This is a genomic window from Acinetobacter sp. AOR43_HL, from assembly GCF_027854635.1.
Lineage (GTDB): Bacteria > Pseudomonadota > Gammaproteobacteria > Pseudomonadales > Moraxellaceae > Acinetobacter > Acinetobacter pittii.
This window is the reverse complement of the sequence record NZ_JAKTHX010000002.1, coordinates 63,080-83,388: the sequence shown is the minus strand read 5'-3', so window position 1 is coordinate 83,388 and position 20,309 is coordinate 63,080. Positions and strand designations below refer to the sequence as shown.

At 38.8% G+C, this 20,309-nt stretch carries 20 protein-coding genes; 15 read left to right on the top strand and 5 right to left on the bottom strand.

All coding sequences use genetic code 11. The annotated features are described in order from the left end of the window. Positions 1-191: 191 nt before the first annotated feature. The 10 genes from MKL33_RS00405 to pal all read left to right on the top strand — a co-directional run bounded on the left by MKL33_RS00405 (position 192) and on the right by pal (position 9,934). Entirely contained in the window at positions 192-1,532 is a 1,341-nt protein-coding gene (locus MKL33_RS00405) for a deoxyguanosinetriphosphate triphosphohydrolase (RefSeq protein ID WP_014207388.1), read from the top strand. A 93-nt stretch (positions 1,533-1,625) separates the two neighbouring features. Next, positions 1,626-2,225: a Holliday junction branch migration protein RuvA gene (gene ruvA / locus MKL33_RS00400; RefSeq protein WP_002118762.1), complete on the top strand. Its 600-nt coding sequence runs from the start codon at positions 1,626-1,628 to the stop codon at positions 2,223-2,225. Between the two features lie 7 nt (positions 2,226-2,232). Continuing rightward, positions 2,233-3,237: a Holliday junction branch migration DNA helicase RuvB gene (gene ruvB, locus MKL33_RS00395; RefSeq protein ID WP_002052424.1), complete on the top strand. Its 1,005-nt coding sequence runs from the start codon at positions 2,233-2,235 to the stop codon at positions 3,235-3,237. Between the two features lie 203 nt (positions 3,238-3,440). Beyond that, entirely contained in the window at positions 3,441-4,775 is a 1,335-nt protein-coding gene (locus MKL33_RS00390) for a M20 family metallopeptidase (RefSeq protein ID WP_069035769.1), read from the top strand. 213 nt (positions 4,776-4,988) lie between these two features. After that, on the top strand, positions 4,989-5,396 hold the full coding sequence (gene ybgC / locus MKL33_RS00385) for a tol-pal system-associated acyl-CoA thioesterase (RefSeq protein ID WP_004699892.1): 408 nt from the start codon (positions 4,989-4,991) through the stop codon (positions 5,394-5,396). Between the two features lie 24 nt (positions 5,397-5,420). Next, the gene (tolQ, locus tag MKL33_RS00380; protein WP_016140259.1) at positions 5,421-6,119 is read left to right on the top strand and encodes a protein TolQ; all 699 of its coding nucleotides are present in this window, start codon (positions 5,421-5,423) and stop codon (positions 6,117-6,119) included. Then, positions 6,119-6,571: a protein TolR gene (tolR, locus tag MKL33_RS00375; RefSeq protein WP_005067772.1), complete on the top strand. Its 453-nt coding sequence runs from the start codon at positions 6,119-6,121 to the stop codon at positions 6,569-6,571. Before tolQ ends, tolR begins: the two co-directional genes overlap by 1 nt. A 3-nt stretch (positions 6,572-6,574) precedes the next feature. Next, the gene (tolA, locus tag MKL33_RS00370) at positions 6,575-7,972 is read left to right on the top strand and encodes a cell envelope integrity protein TolA (RefSeq protein ID WP_057062969.1); all 1,398 of its coding nucleotides are present in this window, start codon (positions 6,575-6,577) and stop codon (positions 7,970-7,972) included. Positions 7,973-8,065: 93 nt separating this feature from the next. Next, positions 8,066-9,346, top strand: a complete 1,281-nt coding sequence (tolB, locus tag MKL33_RS00365; protein WP_002118491.1) for a Tol-Pal system beta propeller repeat protein TolB — start codon at positions 8,066-8,068, stop codon at positions 9,344-9,346. 27 nt (positions 9,347-9,373) lie between these two features. After that, the gene (gene pal, locus MKL33_RS00360; protein ID WP_002118513.1) at positions 9,374-9,934 is read left to right on the top strand and encodes a peptidoglycan-associated lipoprotein Pal; all 561 of its coding nucleotides are present in this window, start codon (positions 9,374-9,376) and stop codon (positions 9,932-9,934) included. A 51-nt stretch (positions 9,935-9,985) separates the two neighbouring features. Here the strand turns inward: pal and MKL33_RS00355 are convergent, their stop codons facing one another. Continuing rightward, positions 9,986-10,171: an NF038105 family protein gene (locus tag MKL33_RS00355; RefSeq protein WP_002118730.1), complete on the bottom strand. Its 186-nt coding sequence runs from the start codon at positions 10,169-10,171 to the stop codon at positions 9,986-9,988. Between the two features lie 185 nt (positions 10,172-10,356). Here MKL33_RS00355 and MKL33_RS00350 point away from each other — a divergent pair, with 185 nt between their 5' ends. The 5 genes from MKL33_RS00350 to MKL33_RS00330 all read left to right on the top strand — a co-directional run bounded on the left by MKL33_RS00350 (position 10,357) and on the right by MKL33_RS00330 (position 13,627). Further along, positions 10,357-11,328 carry a class 1 fructose-bisphosphatase gene (locus MKL33_RS00350; protein WP_017399238.1) on the top strand — a complete coding sequence of 324 codons (972 nt, stop codon included), beginning with the start codon at positions 10,357-10,359 and terminating at the stop codon, positions 11,326-11,328. A gap of 59 nt (positions 11,329-11,387) precedes the next feature. Then, entirely contained in the window at positions 11,388-12,164 is a 777-nt protein-coding gene (locus MKL33_RS00345) for a TrmH family RNA methyltransferase (protein WP_069035766.1), read from the top strand. Positions 12,165-12,323: 159 nt separating this feature from the next. Continuing rightward, positions 12,324-12,938: an RNA polymerase sigma factor gene (locus tag MKL33_RS00340; RefSeq protein ID WP_068529027.1), complete on the top strand. Its 615-nt coding sequence runs from the start codon at positions 12,324-12,326 to the stop codon at positions 12,936-12,938. Next, positions 12,928-13,248 (top strand): hypothetical protein, encoded by a 321-nt coding sequence (locus MKL33_RS00335; RefSeq protein ID WP_002118556.1) that lies wholly within the window; start codon positions 12,928-12,930, stop codon positions 13,246-13,248. The genes MKL33_RS00340 and MKL33_RS00335 overlap by 11 nt, the downstream gene beginning before the upstream one ends. Continuing rightward, positions 13,238-13,627 (top strand): DUF3106 domain-containing protein, encoded by a 390-nt coding sequence (locus tag MKL33_RS00330; RefSeq protein ID WP_002118619.1) that lies wholly within the window; start codon positions 13,238-13,240, stop codon positions 13,625-13,627. The genes MKL33_RS00335 and MKL33_RS00330 overlap by 11 nt, the downstream gene beginning before the upstream one ends. Before the next feature lie 102 nt (positions 13,628-13,729). Here MKL33_RS00330 and MKL33_RS00325 read toward each other — a convergent pair whose 3' ends face one another. From MKL33_RS00325 to cxpE, 4 genes are all read right to left on the bottom strand, one after another. Beyond that, positions 13,730-16,165 (bottom strand): CSLREA domain-containing protein, encoded by a 2,436-nt coding sequence (locus MKL33_RS00325; RefSeq protein WP_270906269.1) that lies wholly within the window; start codon positions 16,163-16,165, stop codon positions 13,730-13,732. An 18-nt stretch (positions 16,166-16,183) separates the two neighbouring features. Then, positions 16,184-18,043: a rhombotarget A gene (gene rbtA, locus MKL33_RS00320; protein ID WP_270906268.1), complete on the bottom strand. Its 1,860-nt coding sequence runs from the start codon at positions 18,041-18,043 to the stop codon at positions 16,184-16,186. A 329-nt stretch (positions 18,044-18,372) separates the two neighbouring features. After that, a complete protein-coding gene (hda, locus tag MKL33_RS00315) occupies positions 18,373-19,071 on the bottom strand; it encodes a DnaA regulatory inactivator Hda (RefSeq protein WP_002118656.1) in 699 nt (232 codons plus the stop codon). A gap of 20 nt (positions 19,072-19,091) precedes the next feature. Then, the gene (cxpE, locus tag MKL33_RS00310) at positions 19,092-20,285 is read right to left on the bottom strand and encodes a chloramphenicol efflux transporter CxpE (RefSeq protein WP_002118385.1); all 1,194 of its coding nucleotides are present in this window, start codon (positions 20,283-20,285) and stop codon (positions 19,092-19,094) included. Between the last annotated feature and the right edge of the window lie 24 nt (positions 20,286-20,309).

Below are 20,309 nucleotides of genomic sequence, written 5' to 3'. Positions count from 1 at the left end.
CCTAATTCTGCAAGAAGTGATTTGTTTTTTGTTCAAAATCATTTTTTTAGTCATTCTTGCTAAAAATAAATTGTTGCATGTTTATTCAATAACATAATAAAACCCGAACTAAGACAAACTATGTCGCACCAAGCTAGTGCTTTTAAGTTTTTTTTGGCATGATCAGCTTTTATAGTTTTGAATAATGATAAATGGAACAAATGCGTTGGTTAGAGCTGCTTTCCGCAGTTCGTTTAGGTAGCAAAAAAAGTAGTACAGAACTGGCTCGTAGCCCATTCCATAAAGATTATGACCGCATTATATTTTCTCAAAGTTTTCGTCAGTTAAACCGTAAGACGCAAGTTCACCCTTTAGCACAGCATGATGGCATTCATACCCGCTTAACACACTCCCTTGAAGTTTCCTGCATTGGTCGCTCAATGGGTATGCTTGCCGCAGAAAAAATAAAAGATGAATTACCCGTTTGGATTTCACCTGCCGATGTCGGAGCAATTATTCAGGCAGCTTGTCTGGCCCACGATATAGGTAATCCTCCTTTCGGGCATGCGGGTGAATATGCAATTCGTGAATGGTTCGATGATGCCTCACATGATGATTTTTTAAAGAAACTAAGCCCCGAAGAAGAAGCTGATGTTCGTCAGTTTGAAGGTAATGCTCAAGGATTACGTCTATTAAGTCGCATTGACTATCATCCAAATGATGGCGGTATGCGCTTAACTTATGCAACTTTAGGTGCTTATCTAAAATATCCATGGCTTTCAAAAACAATTGCTTCTCAGGGTGACCGCCCTTCCCATCAAAGAGCAAAGTTTGGTTGTTATCAGTCTGAAAAAGAAATTTTAAAACAGATTGCTGAACAGCTCGGGCTGATTCAACTCGGTGAATATCATTATTGCCGTCATCCACTCACCTACCTGCTAGAAGCTGCTGATGACATTTGCTATGCCCTCATTGATTTAGAAGATGGCATTGTCTTGAATATGCTGAGTTACCAAGAAGTTGAACCAATATTCCTAAATCTTATTGCCGACTATGGTCAACCTGAAGAGTTGTCTCATCCAAACAGTACATGGCAACAAAAGATCTCAGCATTACGTGGTCGAGTCATGAAACGTCTTGTTGATGAAGTCACTACGGCTTTTGCTAAAAATCACTATGAAATCATTACAGGTCAGCTTAAAGGCAATCTTTTGCAATATTGTTCGCCAGATATTGCAATTGGTATCGAAACTGCCAAAAATTTGGCACGTGATAAAATTTTTGAGCACCCACAAAAATCTGGTTTAGAAATTATTGCTCATCAAAGTTTGCAAACGATTTTGGATGCATTTGTACCGCTCACAACACCACATAAGTCTTTAAGCTTTAAAGAACAACGTTTAATGTCTATCCTTAATCTATATGGTGCTAGCTTTAGCAATAATCACTACAGCAATATCATGCAAGTCCTCGATATTATCAGTAAGTTCTCAGATCATCAGGCTTATAGCTTGGCGCAAGAGTTGCAAGGTAATAAAATTGGCTTGTTTTAAGCTGGCTTGATATAGAAAGAAATAAAACCAGTGTCGTTTTCAATTCATTTTAGAACGACCAGATTTACAGTTATGAATAAGTGAAATTACGCTATGATCGGATGTTTAATTGGCGAAGTGTTTGCCCTAGAAGCCCCTACTGTCTTACTAAATGTAAACGGTGTGGGTTATGAAATTGATACGCCACTTTCAACATTTTGCCAATTACAAAAAGGCCAGAAAGTTACGTTATGGACGCATTTAGTTGTTCGTGAAGATGCTCAACAACTCTACGGTTTTAGCGATGCTCAAGAGAAAACAATTTTCCGCACCTTATTAAAAGTAAATGGTGTCGGCCCGAAAATGGCATTGGGTATTTTATCGACACTAAGCGTTGAGTTATTGGTTCACACCATTGAACATGATGATATAAATACGCTGGTCAAAGTTCCAGGGGTTGGCAAAAAAACAGCTGAACGTTTAATGATTGAACTCCGTGATCGTTTCAAAACATTGGCTCAAGGCACTTCAACTGTGGCGACCATGCCTCAAATTCAATTTGCTGCAAACTCTCCTGTTGCAGAAGCAGAAGCTGCGTTGCAATCTTTAGGTTATAAGCCACTTGAAGCACAAAAAGCTGTTGCTGCGGTTAAAGCCGATTACACAGAATCAGCCGATATTATTCGTGCTGCTCTTAAATCCATGATGAAGTAAAACACTTATGCAAGACCGTCTAATCAGTGGAACAGAAAAACCTGAAGATCATTTTGACCGGGCTATTCGACCAACTTCTCTTGCCGACTATATTGGGCAACCAGTCGTACGCGAGCAAATGGAAATTTTCATTGGCGCTGCTCGTGGTCGTGGTGAAGCTCTCGACCACACACTGATTTTTGGTCCGCCCGGCTTAGGTAAAACCACACTAGCTAATATTATTGCACGTGAAATGGGTGGCAACCTCAAATCTACTTCAGGGCCAGTATTAGAGCGTGCGGGTGATCTGGCGGCAATGCTGACTAACCTTGAAGAAGGCGATGTTTTATTTATTGATGAGATTCATCGTCTTTCTCCAGTGATTGAAGAAATTCTGTATCCAGCTATGGAAGATTACCAACTCGACATCATGATTGGTGAAGGCCCTGCTGCTCGTTCAATTAAACTCGATTTACCACCTTTTACACTCGTCGCTGCGACCACACGTGCGGGCTTGTTGACCTCACCATTACGTGACCGCTTCGGTATTGTGCAACGTCTTGAGTTCTACTCTGTAGAAGACTTGACTCACATTGTGTCACGCTCTGCAAACTTAATGGATGTACCCATTACAGTTGAAGGCGCAGAAGAAGTAGCACGCCGATCACGCGGAACACCTCGTATCGCTAACCGTTTATTAAGACGTGTTCGTGACTATGCACAAGTGAAAGGCACAGGTGAAGTGACCCATGAAATGGCACAACGCGCGCTTGATATGCTCAATGTTGATAAAGCTGGTTTAGATACCTTAGACAGACGTTATTTGAGCATGCTACTCGAGCGTTTTGATGGCGGTCCTGCTGGAGTCGAAGCGCTTGCAGCAGCGATGGCTGAAGACAGCGGTACGCTTGAAGACGTGATTGAACCTTATTTAATTCAACAAGGTTATGTCATGCGTACTGCACGAGGTCGGATTGCAACCAACCAATCTTATTTACAGTTTGGAATGACACCACCTGAGCCTAAAAACTAACCAAAGGGAGAGAATTTTCTCTTCCTTTTTTAATTTAATCTCTTTATCCAATTAAAATAATAATTGTCTTATCAACAAATTAGCTCCTCTATACCTTTTAGGTCTTTCTTTATACCTTATTGATTTTTTAATATTTTTGAAAACTGAATTATAAGAAATCTAGATAGCAAATATTATGAACAATAATATTTTAGGATAAGGATATGTACAAAAAAGCCGCTTTGATTTTTCCACTCGCTCTAATGAGCCAGCTGAGCCTAGCAGATTGGGTAAAAGATGCTGCACAACAAAATGAAAATCAGGTGATTCAATTAAGACAACATATTCATGAGCATCCTGAACTAGGCAATATGGAATTTAAAACATCTGCTCTAGTTCAAAAAGAATTAAAGTCTTATGGCATTCAAGTCAAAACAGGTTATGCGAAAACAGGCGTTATTGGTATTTTAAAAGGGAATAAACCCGGCCCTATTATTGCGCTTAGAGCCGACATGGATGCGCTACCTATGGAAGAAAAAAGTGATGTCCCCTTTGCGAGTAAACAAAAAGCAATTTATCAAGGTAAAGAAACTTACGTAATGCATGCTTGTGGACATGACGCACACACTGCAATGTTATTAGGTGCAGCAAAAATTCTGGCTGCCAATAAAGATAAAATATCGGGTACCGTTGTCTTTGTTTTTCAACCCGCTGAAGAAGGTGGAGCAGATATAGACAACTTTACGCAGGGTGATCAAATAGGTTCAAGAAAAATGATCGCAGACGGCGCATTTAGAGATTATAAACCCGAGGCTATTTTTGGAATGCATGTCATATCTGGTATGCAAAGTGGACACCTTTATTATAAAGATGGCGCTATTTTAAATAGTGCAGATCACTTGCGTATTCAGGTCAACGGCAAGCAGGTTCACGGCTCAACCCCTTGGTTAGGTAGAGATCCCATTTATGCATCGGCACAAATGATTAATAATTTGCAGAGCCTTATTAGCCGAAGAACTGATCTCACCCAAGGCATGGGCGTGGTCAGCATCGGTAACATTCAAGGGGGTACAGCAGGCAATGTGATTCCAGAACAAGTCAATATGATTGGGACTATTCGCTCTAACAACGAGCAGATACGGGCAAATATCTTAAAAAGTTTACCTGCCATGATAGAGCATAACGCTCAAGCCAATGACGTGACCGCCAAAGTTGAAATTGCTCCTTACGCTCCAGTAACCATGAATGATAAAGCGCTCACTCAGTTTATTCAGCCAACCCTAGCCAAAGTTGTTGGCGATTCAAAACTCCATGTTTTAGATCATAATGCAAGCGCAAGTGAAGATTTTGCCTATTATGGCAAGTTAATGCCGTCATTCTTTGTTTTCTTGGGTGCAACACCAGAAAATCAAGACTTAACTCAGGCGGCACCAAATCATAGCCCTTATTTTATTGTAGATAACAAGGCTTTAAAAACTGGGACCGAGCTACATGTAAGATTCGTATTAGATTATCCGAATATATCAAAACAAGTTCAAACTTCATGGAAGCCCTCTTAACTTAAAAAGCTTGCTAGCCATAAGATATAGCGTTTTTAGATTAGAAATACAGCAACCGCAATTGAAAGGTTGTGCCATAGGACTTAGTATGCAATCTGCTAAACTGCCCCGTATTTAAAAGCAGATGTATGGCTGTTGAATAGAGCTGATGTTTTATTCAAAGCCATATTTTAAATATAAAGCTCTATAGTGAACTAAAAACGGAATACTCTCATGGCGAATCATTTTGAATTCAACATTCGTGTTTATATTGAAGATACGGACGCAGGTGGTATTGTTTACCATGCCAACCATATTCGCTATATGGAACGTACCCGTACTGAATGGCTCCGTGCTTCTGGCGTTGATCATTACTGGCATCAAAAAGACTACAACTTTGTCGTACACAAAATTGACGTAAAATACATGCGTCCTATTTTAATGGATGATTTAATTACTGTTACAGCACGTGTAGTTTCATGTAAAGCTGCGTCATTTGTGTTGCAACAAAATATTTATCGTGGTGAAATCTTGCTTGCTTCTGGCGAGGTTGAGTTGGCATGTTTAAGTAAAGAACTTGTAGCTCGTCGTCTTCCAGAAGAAATACGTGATCTTATTCGTAAAGAATTGGAACAAGACTAAAAAAACAACCGGCATATGTAACCTATGGCAACAAACATTGAATCAACCCTGCATATTTCTGACCTTATTTTACAAGCAAGTCCAGTCGTTCAGTTGGTCATGCTAATTTTATTGTTAGCATCGATCTTTAGTTGGTATCTGATTGCCAAGTTACATATGAGTTATAAAAAAGCACATCAAGACGATGAACATTTCCAAAAAATGTTCTGGTCTGGTGCCGAACTCAATACGCTTTATAACAATGCTCAACTCAACTCAAAGCGCTCTGGGCTTGAAGATATTTTTTATCAAGGGTTGAGCGAATTTTTTAAACTTAAAAAGCGTCAGGCTCCTGTTTCGCAAACAATTGAAGGCACTGAACGTATTTTGCGTGTAGGTTTGAGTCGTGATCAGAGCCATTTAGAATACGGCTTAGGTACTTTAGCAAGTATCGGTTCTGTAGCACCGTACATCGGTCTATTCGGTACTGTTTGGGGTATTATGAATGCCTTTATCGGTTTAGCTGCGGTTGATCAGGTAACTCTAGCAACTGTTGCACCAGGTATTGCCGAAGCACTTATTGCAACTGCAATTGGTTTGTTTGCCGCAATTCCTGCTGTATTAGCTTTTAACCATTTCACTGCTAAAAGTGAAAGTGTTTATTCTGATCGCGCTTTATTTGCTGAAGAGATGATTGCTTTATTGCAACGTCAATCTGTGGGTTCATCACAGGAAGATGCATAATGGCAATTCAGCGTTCAGGGCGCTTTGAGCGCATAAAAAAACCATTAAAAAGTGATATGAACGTCGTACCTTATATTGACGTTATGCTCGTGCTTTTGGTTATTTTTATGGTAACTGCCCCTATGATTACCAGTGGTATCAAGGTCGATTTACCTCAAGCAAATAACCATCCAATCGAATCAAAAGATATGCCAGCCATGGTAACAATTGGCAAAGATGGCAATATTTATCTTCAGTATGAAGATTACAAAGATAATGAACCATTATCTCGTGAAAAGCTTGAAGAAGTTTTAAGCGATGCTCAAAAACAAGCTGAACAAGAAAACAAACAACTCACAGTTTTAGTCAATGGTGATAAGTCTCGTCCTTATGGAGAAGTCGTATCATTGATGGCGAGTTTACAAGAAGCAGGTTTAACTCAAGTTGGCCTTCTGACAGAGCCTTTAAAATAAGCTATGAACAAAAATCAAAAGCCGCCCTTTAAACAAAATGCGATTGCATTGAGCTTTACACTCGGAGTTCATGCAATTGCCATTGTTGGCTTGCTTTTTTTAGGCTTGAGTAAACCACCTGAACAGCCAAAAAAGCTTACAACTATTTTAGTTAAGCCAGAAGATTTGCCTCCTCCTTTAGCAAAAGAAGTTGAACAAGAGACTACAGCTACCAATGAAGCAAAAGAGGTATTAGCCCCTATTGTAGATGAAACGCTTCCTCAAAATCTTCCGACTACGCCTCCTCCAACAGCTCAACAACTTGCTGCCCAACAGCAAAAGGTCGAACAGGCACAACAAGCTAAGTTCGCTGAGCAAAAACGTAAAGCTGAAGAAGCTGCAAAAATGAAACAAGCAGCGGAACAGCAACGTAAAGAGGAAATACAAAAACAGCAGGCTGAAGCTAAAGCAAAATCAGAAGCCGAACAAAAGCGTAAGGCCGAACAAACGGCAAAAGCTCAAGCAGATGCCAAAGCTAAGCAAGAGCAAAGTGAAGCTCGTAAAGCTGCTGAAGACGCTAAACGTAAAGCTGAGGCTGATGCAAAATTAAAACGTGAAGCTCAAAAGGCCGAGAATGCTAAGCTTCAGGCACAACAAGAAGCTAAGCGAAAAGCTGAAGCAGATGCTAAAGCTAAACAGCAAAAAGCTAATGACGATGCTAAACGTAAAGCTGAAGCTGATGCAAAAGCCAAGCAGCAAAAAGCTGCCGATGACGCTAAACGCAAAGCTGAAGCTGCTGCTAAAGCTAAGCAGCAAAAGTCTGCTGATGATGCTAAACGTAAAGCGGAAGCCGATGCGAAAGCTAAACAGCAAAAAGCTGATGATGCTAAACGCAAAGCTGAAGCAGATGCAAAAGCTAAACAACAAAAAGCTACTGACGATGCTAAACGTAAAGCAGAGGCCGATGCGAAAGCCAAACAGCAAAAGGCTGCTGACGATGCTAAACGCAAAGCTGATGCTGATGCTAAAGCCAAGCAAAAAGCTGCTGACGATGCTAAGCGTAAAGCTGAAGCAGAGGCCGAAGCCAAAGCTGCATCTGCTCAAAAAGCACAAGAAGAAGCAGCTCAAAAGAAAGCTGAAGCTAAAAAAGTTGCTTCTTCAGCTAGACGCGATTTTGAACAAAAAATTCGACGCTCTTGGGATGTCCCAACTGGCAGTAGTGGTAAAACAGTTGGTGTTCGTTTTACCCTCTCCGATTCGGGAAGCGTTAATTCTATTGTGATCACGCGTTCAAGTGGTGACGATGCCTTAGACGCAAGTATTAAAGCTGCAATTCAAGCCGCAGCGCCCTATCCTATGCCATCAGATCCAGATGCAAGACGTGAAGCAAGAAGTGTTAGCTCTACATTTAGAGCGCAATAATTTTGAAAGAGTTACATGCTTTAAATAGTTTAAGGCATGTAACTATGCTACAAAATCAACAGTCACAAAAATACCTGCTATGACTTTAAACTTATGAATACGAGCCGCAAACACCTGCTATCTTTAGCACTGATCACTGCCTTAAGCCCTATTGCTTCTACCACTGCTTTTGCCCAGTTATATCTGGAAATTGCCAAAGCACCAGATCAGGCACCCAAAATTGCTATTGTCCCGTTTACCAACGACAATGGGCTCTATCCTATTGTTGAAACAGACTTAAACCGTTCTGGACGCTTTACAAGCTCATCTAAAAACTTACCTGCCAATGCTGCAATTAATCAGATTCAAGCTTCTGACTGGCAAGCCGCAGGTATACCATATGTAGTTACGGGTCAAATTAAACAAACAGCGACAGGTTTTGAAGTTCACTACCAACTTTATGATGTACAAAAGCAACAATACATTTTAAATGAACTTTTAAATGTACCAGCTGCACGCATACGCCAGGCTGGCCATATGGTAAGTGATGCTATTTATCAAGCACTTACTGGTATTCCAGGTGACTTTAGCGGCCGTATTGCATATGTACTAAGAAATCCTGCAACACCAGCCGAGCGTTATACACTACAAATTGCAGATACGGATGGTGAACAACCAAAGACTGTTTTATCGTCTCGTGATCCAATTTTGTCTCCTGCATGGACACCAGATGCTAAAAAAATTGCTTATGTTTCTTTTGAAACTAAACGTCCAGCAATTTATTTACAGGATTTATCAACTGGAACACGTGAAGTTCTTACTAGTTTCAGAGGCTTAAACGGCGCACCAAGTTTCTCACCAGATGGCCAATCAATGCTGTTTACAGCATCTATGAATGGCAATCCTGAAATCTATCAAATGGATTTATCAACTCGCCAAGTTAAACGCATGACAAATGACTCGGCAATTGATACCGAAGCACGTTATACACCAGATGGAAAATCCTTTATTTTCACTTCTGACCGTGGTGGTTCTGCCCAAATTTATCGTTATACCTTTGCTGATGGCTCAGTAAAGCGTTTAACATTTAAAGGGTCATTTAATGCACGTGGAACTCTGAGTGCAGATGGCAAAAAGATTGCACTTGTTCATCGCCCAAGTGGCAGCAGTTATAAAGTTGCAATTCAAGACATTAATACTGGCATCACCAATATTCTTACCCCAACTAGTTTAGATGAATCACCAAGTTTCTCACCAAATGGGCAAATGGTGGTCTACGCAACTCGTGAAGGCAACCGTGGCTTGTTGTCTATTATGTCTACTGATGGACGTTTTCGTATGAATTTGCCAAGCGAACAAGGTGAAGTACGTGAACCAGCCTGGGCACCAAAATAACTTTTAATTCCATTGACGGAGATGATCATGAAATCAATCAAGTATTTAGCTCTACCCTTTCTGAGTGTAGCACTCGTAATGACAGGCTGTGCTAGCCGTAAACCTGCAGCGACGACCACGACTGGTACAAATCCAAGCACGGTAAACACTTCTGGTTTAAGTGAAGATGCTGCATTAAATGCTCAAAATTTGGCAGGTGCTTCATCTAAAGGTGTAACTGAAGCAAATAAAGCGGCTTTGGCTAAACGCGTTGTTCACTTTGATTATGACAGCAGCGATTTATCTACTGAAGACTACCAAACACTTCAAGCTCATGCTCAGTTCCTTATCGCAAATGCAAATTCAAAAGTTGCATTAACAGGCCATACAGATGAACGTGGTACACGTGAATACAACATGGCTTTAGGTGAGCGTCGTGCTAAAGCTGTACAAAGCTATTTAATTACCAATGGTGTAAACCCGCAGCAACTTGAAGCTGTAAGTTATGGTAAAGAAGCTCCTGTTAATGCGGGACATGATGAATCAGCGTGGAAAGAAAATCGCCGCGTTGAGATTAATTACGAAGCAGTCCCTCCTTTATTAAAATAAGGGATATGCGTAAAAAAAACGCTCATAATAATATGAGCGTTTTTTTATTACTTAAGAAGATTTCTTTTCTTCTTCAGGATGTTGCATGGACTCAATCAAATCATGCTTATTAAAATCTTTATATTCAGGTTTTGCCTCATAATCTTTCCAAGCTTCCTGAACATTTTCTTTCGAAATTTCATCTAGATTGATTGGTTCACCTGCCGTGGGGGTCGCATCAAACTTCTTTGTTGTCATTTCGATTCTCCTAAAAATATACAATCCTTTGTAATGCAATCAACATACCATTTTAATTGGGGCTTGTAAGCATAAATCCAACACAAATAAAGTAAGATAATTTTTATTTTGTGACATTCTCATCTAGAATATGCCACGTATTTATCTGACTCATTTTGATGCTTGAAGCACAGGAGCGTTTTTTTATGTCCAACCTCACTTTGTCCCAATTTTTACAACAACAAAAAGGGAATCTAACACCTGAGTTGGCTCAAGTCATCGATACTATTGCCACGACCTGTAAAACAATCGACCAAGCATTACAAAAAGGTGCTCTGGCTGGTATTTTAGGTAGCGCTGGCAATGAAAATGTTCAGGGTGAAACACAGAAAAAACTTGATGTGATTTCGAATGACTATTTAATTGATGCTTTAAAAGTACACCCGCACGTAGGCGGTCTCGCTTCTGAAGAGCTTGATGAGTTCACACCTGCACAAGAAAATGGTAAATACCTCGTTTTATTTGATCCATTAGATGGCTCAAGCAATATCGATATCAATATGTGTGTAGGTACGATTTTCTCTATTTTGCCTGCAAAAAATGCAGTAACACAAGCAAACGATTTCATGCAAGCTGGCACACAGCAAGTTGCTGCTGGTTATGTACTTTATGGCCCATCAACTATGATGGCTTTAACTGTAGGAAATGGCGTAGCATTCTTTACTTTAGATCCAGAAACTCAAACCTTCTTACTGACGAATGAGAATGTACAGGTTGCAGCAGATACTCAAGAGTTTGCAATTAATGCCTCTAACCAGCGTCATTGGGAACAACCAGTAAAACAATATATTGATGAATTACTCGCAGGCAAGACATCTGTTCGTGAAAAAGATTTCAATATGCGCTGGGTAGCATGTATGGTGGGTGATATTCACCGTATTTTATGTCGTAGTGGTATTTTCCTTTACCCATACGACTTAAAAGATCCGAAAAAAGCTGGTCGTTTACGTTTAATGTATGAAGCGAACCCAATGAGTATGCTCATTGAACAAGCAGGCGGTGCATCAACTACTGGCCGTGTACGCATTCTAGAGATTGAACCTACAGAACTTCACCAACGTGTACCTGTGATTATCGGTTCTAAAAATGAAGTTGAACGCGTAACAAGCTACCACTAATAATTTTAATTACTTAGGGCATCATAGTATGATGGTGCCCTTTTGTTGGATATTTTCTTATGGCGGTTATTTTTTTAGAATCAAAAGACAATGCAAAAATTAAACATTTGCGTGGATTAATCGAACTCAGTAACGCCCGAAAAAAGCACCAACAAACCGTTCTTGAAGGCACACATCTTTGCTTGGCTTGGTTACAACAGCAAAAAAAGATTTTTTCTTTATTTACTACAGAACAAGCATTAGAACACGAAGATTTAAAGAAAATAACAAAGCTACATCAAGGCCATATCTTTGTTATTAGTGAAGTTTTATATAGAGATTTGAGCACATTAGGTACAAGCTTACCTTGTTTAGCGATTATTGATCTACCTAAAACTGCATCAACCATCGACTACAATGTAGACACCTTAATTCTAGAAAATATTCAAGATCCGGGTAATGTAGGTACTTTGCTACGTTCAGCAGCAGCAGCAAATATTAAACAAATCATTTGCACACAAGGCTCTGCATCACTTTGGTCACCACGAGTTTTAAGAGCAGGTATGGGCGCTCATTTTAGCTTACATTGTTTTGAAAACTTCCAGCTGACAGATATCCTTCCAAAATTTCAAATCCCGGTTTTTGTTACTAGCTCTCATCGCTCAACTAGTCTTTACTCAAAAGACCTTTCCAAACCGTGTGTGTGGATTTTAGGAAATGAAGGTCAAGGCGCTAGTGAGTATGCATTAGATCACGCACAATCAGTGACTATTCCTCAACCGGGTGGACAAGAGTCATTAAACGTGGCAATTGCAGGATCTATTTGTTTTTTTGAGATGGTCCGCCAACGCCAATAAAACGTTAATTTATTTTACATCGCACATATTTGTGAAAAAAATCAATTACACTAGTAAAAAATAACCGATTGTTGTCAACCTCCCACCTCTTTTCAACGTTATATAAGAGATATATTGAAGATAAGGTGGGTATGTCCAATGACAGGATTTTCCATCTCCATGGATTTAGCACCGAAAAAGTCTCGATCGGAAACATCTAGTGCTCATGTCAGCACGGCTGAGCAACGCCTGAAAGTTTTCATGCAAGATGTTACTGGTCGTGCTTTGGTGATGATGGAGAGTGCTACCCAAGGTCAACAAGGTATTGCGATGGATTTGGTACAAGAAGCATTTATTGCTTTACACAAATCTTACGCCGATAAAAGTACTGAAGAATGGTATCCCCTGTTTTACACTATTTTGAATAACAAACTTCAGGATTGGCGCCGCAAAGAAGCTCGTAGAGCAAACCCATTTTCATTCTTCAAAAAAGTTAGTCTGGATAATGACGACGACGAAGTTATCGATGTAGTTGATGAAAAAGCCATTAACCCTGCAGATTTTCTCGATCAAGCGGTAACGATAGAGGAAATTCGGGAAGCGATTGAAAAACTACCTGTTCGTCAACAACAGGCATTTATGTTACGTGCGTGGGAAGGGTTTGACACCCATACAACAGCTCAGATCATGAACTGTACCGAAGGTAGTGTGAAAACCCATTATCACCGAGCAATTCAGGGACTTAGAGAATACTTGGCACATTTAAATCCCTTGGGAGGTTCTAATGAATCATGATGATTTCACTAAAAAGGTGACCTCCAAACTTGATAGTTTGGCAGATCACCATAAAAATAAAACAGTGGTCATGAATCATGTGCTCGACCATATTCAACAAAAACCAGCCTCTTATTATAGTGTCTGGAAAATGACTGGTTTCGCACTTGCCGCGGCAATTACAGGTTTTGTGATTCTGCCTAACTCAGTCGAAATTGTGGATAAGCCACAAAATCAAGTGATCGTAAATCCTAAATTATCTCCACAAATGGTGGAAGATTTAGAGATGTTAATGGTGTTGGGTGAGGATAAAGTACAACATGGCAGCTAAAAAATTAGCGCTTATCCTGTGTTCATTAAGTTTCTTGCAAACAAGTTTTGCAGGTTTTGAACGCTTTTGGATTTTTTCTAAAGATGCCAATGCACAAGTCGATGACACATGGGATGCTCTTTCTGAAGAAGAGCAACGTGCAGTCATTAAACGTTACCAGAGTTTAAAAGAGCTGCCAGCGAATCAAAGCACCAACTTACAGCAACGTATGGACTGGTTTACTCAACTTCCTGAAGCTGAAAAACAAAAAATGCGTGAAGCATGGCAAAAAATGAGTACGCAAGAGCGAAAAGACTTACGTGAGCGGATGCTTAAAGCGAATGGTGAAGAAAGAACAGCAATTCGTGAAGAATACATGAACAAGTATTTAGAACACTAAGTTCTTATTTGGCTATCAAAGATAAGGCATCTAATCACTTAATTATTTTGATTTTATTTCTTATAAAAAGCCTCCAATTGGAGGCTTTTTTATTCTTTAAGTTTATTTACGGTAGCGTCTATAAGCTGCTAAACCAAGTAAAGAGGCTAAAGATAAAATCCCGAAGCTACCACCGCCGCCTCCACCACGTGTATCATCTGTAGTCGTAGCAGTACTTAGAAGGTTAATTGTGCCAGCTTTAGGTGAAATTTTCCCATCAGCGTCATAAACGTTATAGCTTAACGAGTCATTAAAAGTATTAAATACGTTATTTGCCTGAATATAGATGTTTCCGCCATAACAAATTCTATCCTTGTCATCTTTCGGACATGGCCCTTCTCGATCAGCCTTAATTACTTTAAAAATACCATCTTTCGAAGTTTTACTTGGTAAATAAATAGGTAACTCTACACCGTCTTCATTTACCCAAAATTGTGATTTAGGCTTTAAAAGCGTATTTATAGGGCCGTCACCATCATCGTTAGCATATTTAAGTAAATTCAATGGAATAATTTCATTTGCAAGATATTTAAAGGTAATTGTCCCATCACCAGAAACTGGTTCTATATTATTAAAACGAGCTTTTATCAGACCGCTTGAGCTTAATTTATTATCAGCTGTTGTAATTGTATATTTACAATAAGCATAGGTACCAGCTTGAGTCACCGTATCGTCTTTGCGATAAAAAACAATTTGCTGTAAAGCACTATTCCACTCACAGAATACCTTGTCCTGATCAGATAGATCTTTAACTTGTTGAGCATCATATTTATCATCAAGAGATCCAATACCTAATGGCTCAGTTGCAATACGATAATCTGTGGTGTTGAAGAACTTCAGCACATGATTAGCGTCTTCAGTCGGTAAAGGTAAATCATAGTTCTTTAAATCAAGATAGATTGCGCGATATTTAAGATTTGCCTTAGTTGTATCAAGTAGGTTTTTAAACTCAGCTAAACGTACTTTATAGTAAGTAATAAAGTTATAAGGTGTCTTAGGGTCTTTAATATAATTATCAAATAAATCATAATTTTGTTGATAAGTATCAATTAAAGTTGTTAATGAAATATTACTAACATCCTCTAAATCACCTGAAGTGAGCTTCATTAACTCTACAGAACCAATATCACAACTATTACGACTTTCTGGCTGATAATATGAGGTAATGTCTGCCAAACGATTTAAACCACGTTGGTCAATTGTGGCACAACTTCCTTTACTATCTTGATCAACGTCAATTAAATCTGTGCTAGAAGAAATATTTTTTGGATAGTAAATAGGTAAAAAGCCTGTATAAGCTGTTGCTGGTTCTACTAAAGGACTTAGCAGATTACTAAAAGATTGTGTACTTATATCAATATTCGTATGGCCATCTGGTAAAGACTCTTTTGGTATATCACATTTTGCTGTTGCTGATGTCCAGTCAAGTGCATTGAAGTCCAGCATTAAACTTACACTCTTTTGCTCTGCTGCCGCACCTAAAAGATATTTACAGGCATAACTTCCGGTATTATAAGCCAATACGTTAAAACTTAGCTTTTTTGCGCCCAATTTGTCGTAGAGGAAAGTACTATTCGCGTTGTTTTCAACAATTGTATTATTTAAAAGTACTAAAGTACTACTTGAACTTAAAATACTTGATGTATTGGCTGGATTATTGGTATCACCAGTAAACTTAATAATACTGCCACTAGTACTATTCGCTATATTTTTTGCAATGGTATTAACCGATAATGTCGCACTAGGTTTACCACAGAACTCAAATGTACTTGTTGAAGCTGTATTACCATTATTCACAATACTATTTGATGTAAGGGTAATGGTACGTGGTGCGTAGACAGTGTCACTAAAACACCCCATTGATAAAACACTACCTTGTGTTGCGTTATTACCTTTAAATAGTGAATGATTTACTGACAAAGTAATATTAGGTGAAGCTAAATAAATTGCTCCACCGTTTGTTGCTTGGGATGATAAAATCTGACTATTTTGCAAAGCGATATCAGCACCAGCATAAATCGCGCCCCCCTGGCCAATTGTAACACCATTTTCAAGAATTACATTATTTAAGGTCAAGGGCTGTTTATAGGTAGTCGTATTGAAAATGCGTGATTTACCTTGAGCATTAATACGTGTTTGTAAGTCAAGTTGTGCAGGATAATCATTAGTTAATACACTTTTTTTCTGCCAATCTACGGGATCAGCACCAAAAATAGCAATATTAGTATTTGGAACTAATTCCTTATCTAGAGTGTAAATTCCTGCTTTAAGCTGAATCGATTTTTGAGTAGTTTCCCGTGTATCAATTACAGTACATCCACCATACGATTTACGCAACTCAGCTGTTTTTATCGCTTCACGCAATGAACAGGCATTAGTATTTTCACCATCTTCATCGTCAAAAGTTGTAACATCAATTCTTCCAGCCGTTGTATCTGCAAATAATGGCATCGCAGCAATCACAGCTAATGCTAATAAAGCCTTTTTATAATTTTTCATAGCCTTTATCATCCTTGATTATGACTTTAAACGTCTTAAAGCAATTAAGCCAAATAGACCTAAAACTAAACCACCACCTACACTTCCCCCGCCACCCGTGCTTACAGATTTATCTTCAATACCTGATGGTGGATCTTGCACGATTTGAACTGGAACAGTTAGATAAACATCCGCAGCATCATTAAAACGTGTGGTAGTAGTAACGACTAATAGATTAAATACATCTGCTCCATGCCAGTTCCCATTTGGAACATAAGTTAAATTTCCCTGAGCATCAATGGATAAAGTCCCTTTAGATGGTGTACTGGTTTGAACAATCTTCATACACCCAGACTGCCAGGCTTGACCATCTGTTCTTTTTCCAAACATTTTTTCACATGTTTGTGGAGAAACTAACTCTCCATCACCTACAACATCGGCAATATTAAATTTGGCAATTTCTCCATACTTAATATCTTGACCATGTGTACTGATATCATCGCGGTTGATAATTAACTCAATCGCCCCTAAATCACATAACTCATCATAACCACTTCGATTCTTTCCACGTTGATCTTGCTTTTCACAACTCGCCAAACCGACAGAAGTTCCATCGCTATATAAACGACCTTTGTTAATTAACAATGATTGCGAAAGACTAGTATATTTATCTAAAACTCGAGGTTTAAAGAATCCTAAAAAACTATCACTCGGTGTTGAATACGGACATAACAAACCATCTGCTGGTGGAACATCACAAGTTCCTTCATCTGCATTTCCAGCAATTAGTTTTTCACTTGCAGGGTATAGAATATTTGGTAACTCTGCAGAAGCATTACGGTTACATTCCGTTGTTATTAAATTACTCTGCACAATCGTTTTATCTGTTGTAGATACCTTACAGTTTGTCGTATTACCTACTAAAATACTATTAGAGACAGATGCTTTTCCTTGTGGGGCATCAAAATACAAGCCTCCCACATTTTTAATCATAGTAATATTATTGATCACCATTCCATCACGGACATTTGCAATAAAACTACCCTTATTATGAAAAATCGTACTATTACTTAAACCAATAATACGAGAGGTTAAATATCCGCCCGTACTTTCATCTGCAAATTTAGTTTCAGCATGAAATAATGCACCATCTGCAGCAGTTACTTCATTATCACGCACTACAGAGCGAGTAATATAGTAAAGTGGCATATCACTATATAAAACGCCTCCCTGACTTGCTTTATTATTCTGAATCAAGCTATTAGTGATCGTTACCGAACCCGCTGTTTTTGTAGTATTTGATAAATTACCAGCGTTATAAATTGCTCCACCATTTGTTGCATATCCATCCATTAAACGAGAATTTTGAATAACCAATTGTTCATGGTTATAAATCAATCCACCGTTACCTTGAGGTATTACGCTCTTTAGGCCAGCACCCTTTAAATTGACATCGATAAATGAAACTGTAAAAGAGGCTTTTTCAACGCTACCATCATCAATACGAAATAATTGATCCGTACCTATCATTTTAATCGTTGCATTATGTGAATTGGGTGCACCTTCCTCAATCAGAGTAGAGTCATTTTTTGCTGTACTAATAGCTACAGGAACGGTAATTACTATACTTTTACTTAGAGTATATTCTTTATCACGCTGCAAAATAATATTTGAAGAAGCATCTTTATTTCCGCAACCGTTATAACCGTTTGCATATTTTTCAACTTCCGCAGCATTAGAAGATGCACGATATTTTAGAAATTGTATCGCTTCACGTAATGAACAGACTGTGTTATCGACGTCTTCATCAGTTGTAGTTGTGACTTGAATATCGGCAGAATAAGCGTGTCCAGCAGTAGCCAATAAAGCAAAAGCAATGCTCCGTTTGAGCATACCCATCTCCTTACATCTTTTTTCATTTTTCTTTGTCAATATTGCAAAATTTCCGCTTTTGCAATCGCATCCTTTGTGCGTACTTTGTCACAGGAAGTAGAATTTCTCAAGACATTTTGGTCGGTCTGTAGAGTCATTTTTGAGCTAAATTACAAAAAGCTTCGTAGATCTAAAAAAGTTTTTTAAATACAAAAAAGTGGCGTATTAAAAAATTAAAAGAGAATTTGGAAGAAATAAATATAACTATTCTGAAATAAAAAACTTATGTAGGGAAAGCCCTTTTTTAATTGTATGAGTTTAATTTAAGCAAAACAGCAAACTTAAGTTAAAGAAACTTATTGTTGATACTCATCAATCAAAGCGTAAATTTGCCTTAAAGTTGCATTAGAAAGTTTTGTTTTTTCGCCTTTGAGTAGTTTTTCTAACTGAGCAACAGTTTGCAGTAAAAGAGATGCTTGATGAGGACCATGTAATAATAAGTAGTCAACAATTTGTTGATCAAAGTGGATACCACGTCTAGCCATTACAGATGTCACCAAGGCATAGCGGTCTGCATATAAACTTCCACTTGGCACTTTTACACTAACGGCCTGTGTAAGTCGTGACTGTAAGTCTGGCAATTCAAGCTTTAATTCAATCGGTGCTACACGCGAAGAAAATACGAGTTGTCCTTCATGATTATTCATTAAATGAAAAACAGCTTTTTGCCAGTGAGGCACACCACTAATTGATTCAATATCATCCAAAGCAACAAGATCATAATGTTCTAAAGAGGTAATTGCCTCAATAGGTGCATCAAGCAGTTCGAGCAAAGATACTTTAATAGCAGATTTGCCTATTTCTAAATAAGAATCACAAATTGCAGAAAGTAAATGACTTTTCCCCGTCCCCGCTCCACCGTAAATATAGAACCTACTCACCAGACCAGCATGTAGTTGACGCACGGCATCGACTACATGCCCCCAACCCGGTCCCGAAAAATCACTGATTCGGGCATCAAGTTGAGGTTCTATATCCAGTTGGAGTTGACGCATATATTGAATTAACCTTGAAATTATTTCTGGTTAGGAGATTTTAGTTCATCTGTATCTTGCTGTGTTTTAACTTCAAGATCAAGCTTAGTACTTTCAGTTTGTACATGAATTTGCTCAATATCGCCATGTTGGATCACTAATGTAGATGGTGGAGCATAAAGTGAGCTTCTTTCGTAATTCTCTCTTAAATGCTTCAACAACACTACAATAACCGCAGCAACAGGCAATGCAATTAACATTCCCAAGAAGCCTGCAAGCTGTGCACCTGCCAATACTGCAAAAACAACTGCTACAGGAGATAAACCAATTTTATCACCCAGTAGGAATGGCTGTAGGATATAGCCTTCTACCGCTTGACCAATCATGAAGACGATACCAACCAGTAATAGATGCATCCAATCCAAGCCAAACTGGAACAGGCTGGCAATAACAGCAGCAATAATACCTACGGCAAAACCTAAATAAGGAATAATACTAGCAAGCCCTGCCACCATACCAATAATCAGGCCAACTTCCAAACCGATGAGTTGTAAACCAACTGCATACACTACGCCAAGCAATAGCATGACCAGAAACTGACCTTTAACAAATGCCCCTAAAACGCTATGACATTCACCAACGATCTGTAAAGTAGTTGCTTCATATGGACGCGGAATGAGACGGCGTAAGTTTTGTAACATACGCTCCCAATCAAGCAAGAAATAGAAAGCAATAATTGGAATTAAAACAACTGTTCCACCAATCTGAATAAAATTCAAACCAGATTGAGCCAGTTTTAATAACACTGCCTGAATGCTGTCTGCGCTATAGTTTGTTTGGACATATTCCATGACAGCTTTAGACAACTGCTCTGTGTCAATTTCCATTTGCTGGACATTAAATGTTGAAGACACCCAAGGTAAAAAGGTAGCGTTAATCCAGTGAATACCTGCTGGAATACTATCTCGGGCATAAACTAATTGTTTCCAAATCAGTGGAACTAAATACCAGAGTGCAATAGTTAAGGTTACACCTATTCCGACGAATACCACGCTAATTGCTAACCAGCGAGGCAATTTCATTTTTACCAGCACATCAACAAGTGGACTGAATAAATAAGCCAGGAAAAAAGCACCGATAAAAGGAATGACTACAGGCTTGAGTAAGTACAACACCCATACCAGCAATACAATACCTGCGAGTAAAAAAATACGGCGCAGTATACGATCTTGCATAAAATCTAGCCTTTTTTGATTTAA

Coding starts and splice junctions, on each gene's coding strand:
- tolA (WP_057062969.1), top strand. CDS start 6,575: ATGAACAAAAATCAAAAGCCGCCCTTTAAACAAAATGCGATTGCATTG.
- MKL33_RS00340 (WP_068529027.1), top strand. CDS start 12,324: ATGGATTTAGCACCGAAAAAGTCTCGATCGGAAACATCTAGTGCTCAT.
- MKL33_RS00335 (WP_002118556.1), top strand. CDS start 12,928: ATGAATCATGATGATTTCACTAAAAAGGTGACCTCCAAACTTGATAGT.
- pal (WP_002118513.1), top strand. CDS start 9,374: ATGAAATCAATCAAGTATTTAGCTCTACCCTTTCTGAGTGTAGCACTC.
- ruvA (WP_002118762.1), top strand. CDS start 1,626: ATGATCGGATGTTTAATTGGCGAAGTGTTTGCCCTAGAAGCCCCTACT.
- tolB (WP_002118491.1), top strand. CDS start 8,066: ATGAATACGAGCCGCAAACACCTGCTATCTTTAGCACTGATCACTGCC.
- MKL33_RS00350 (WP_017399238.1), top strand. CDS start 10,357: ATGTCCAACCTCACTTTGTCCCAATTTTTACAACAACAAAAAGGGAAT.
- MKL33_RS00390 (WP_069035769.1), top strand. CDS start 3,441: ATGTACAAAAAAGCCGCTTTGATTTTTCCACTCGCTCTAATGAGCCAG.
- tolQ (WP_016140259.1), top strand. CDS start 5,421: ATGGCAACAAACATTGAATCAACCCTGCATATTTCTGACCTTATTTTA.
- MKL33_RS00405 (WP_014207388.1), top strand. CDS start 192: ATGGAACAAATGCGTTGGTTAGAGCTGCTTTCCGCAGTTCGTTTAGGT.
- tolR (WP_005067772.1), top strand. CDS start 6,119: ATGGCAATTCAGCGTTCAGGGCGCTTTGAGCGCATAAAAAAACCATTA.
- rbtA (WP_270906268.1), bottom strand. CDS start 18,043: ATGGGTATGCTCAAACGGAGCATTGCTTTTGCTTTATTGGCTACTGCT.
- hda (WP_002118656.1), bottom strand. CDS start 19,071: ATGCGTCAACTCCAACTGGATATAGAACCTCAACTTGATGCCCGAATC.
- ruvB (WP_002052424.1), top strand. CDS start 2,233: ATGCAAGACCGTCTAATCAGTGGAACAGAAAAACCTGAAGATCATTTT.
- ybgC (WP_004699892.1), top strand. CDS start 4,989: ATGGCGAATCATTTTGAATTCAACATTCGTGTTTATATTGAAGATACG.
- MKL33_RS00330 (WP_002118619.1), top strand. CDS start 13,238: ATGGCAGCTAAAAAATTAGCGCTTATCCTGTGTTCATTAAGTTTCTTG.
- MKL33_RS00345 (WP_069035766.1), top strand. CDS start 11,388: ATGGCGGTTATTTTTTTAGAATCAAAAGACAATGCAAAAATTAAACAT.
- MKL33_RS00355 (WP_002118730.1), bottom strand. CDS start 10,171: ATGACAACAAAGAAGTTTGATGCGACCCCCACGGCAGGTGAACCAATC.
- cxpE (WP_002118385.1), bottom strand. CDS start 20,285: ATGCAAGATCGTATACTGCGCCGTATTTTTTTACTCGCAGGTATTGTA.
- MKL33_RS00325 (WP_270906269.1), bottom strand. CDS start 16,165: ATGAAAAATTATAAAAAGGCTTTATTAGCATTAGCTGTGATTGCTGCG.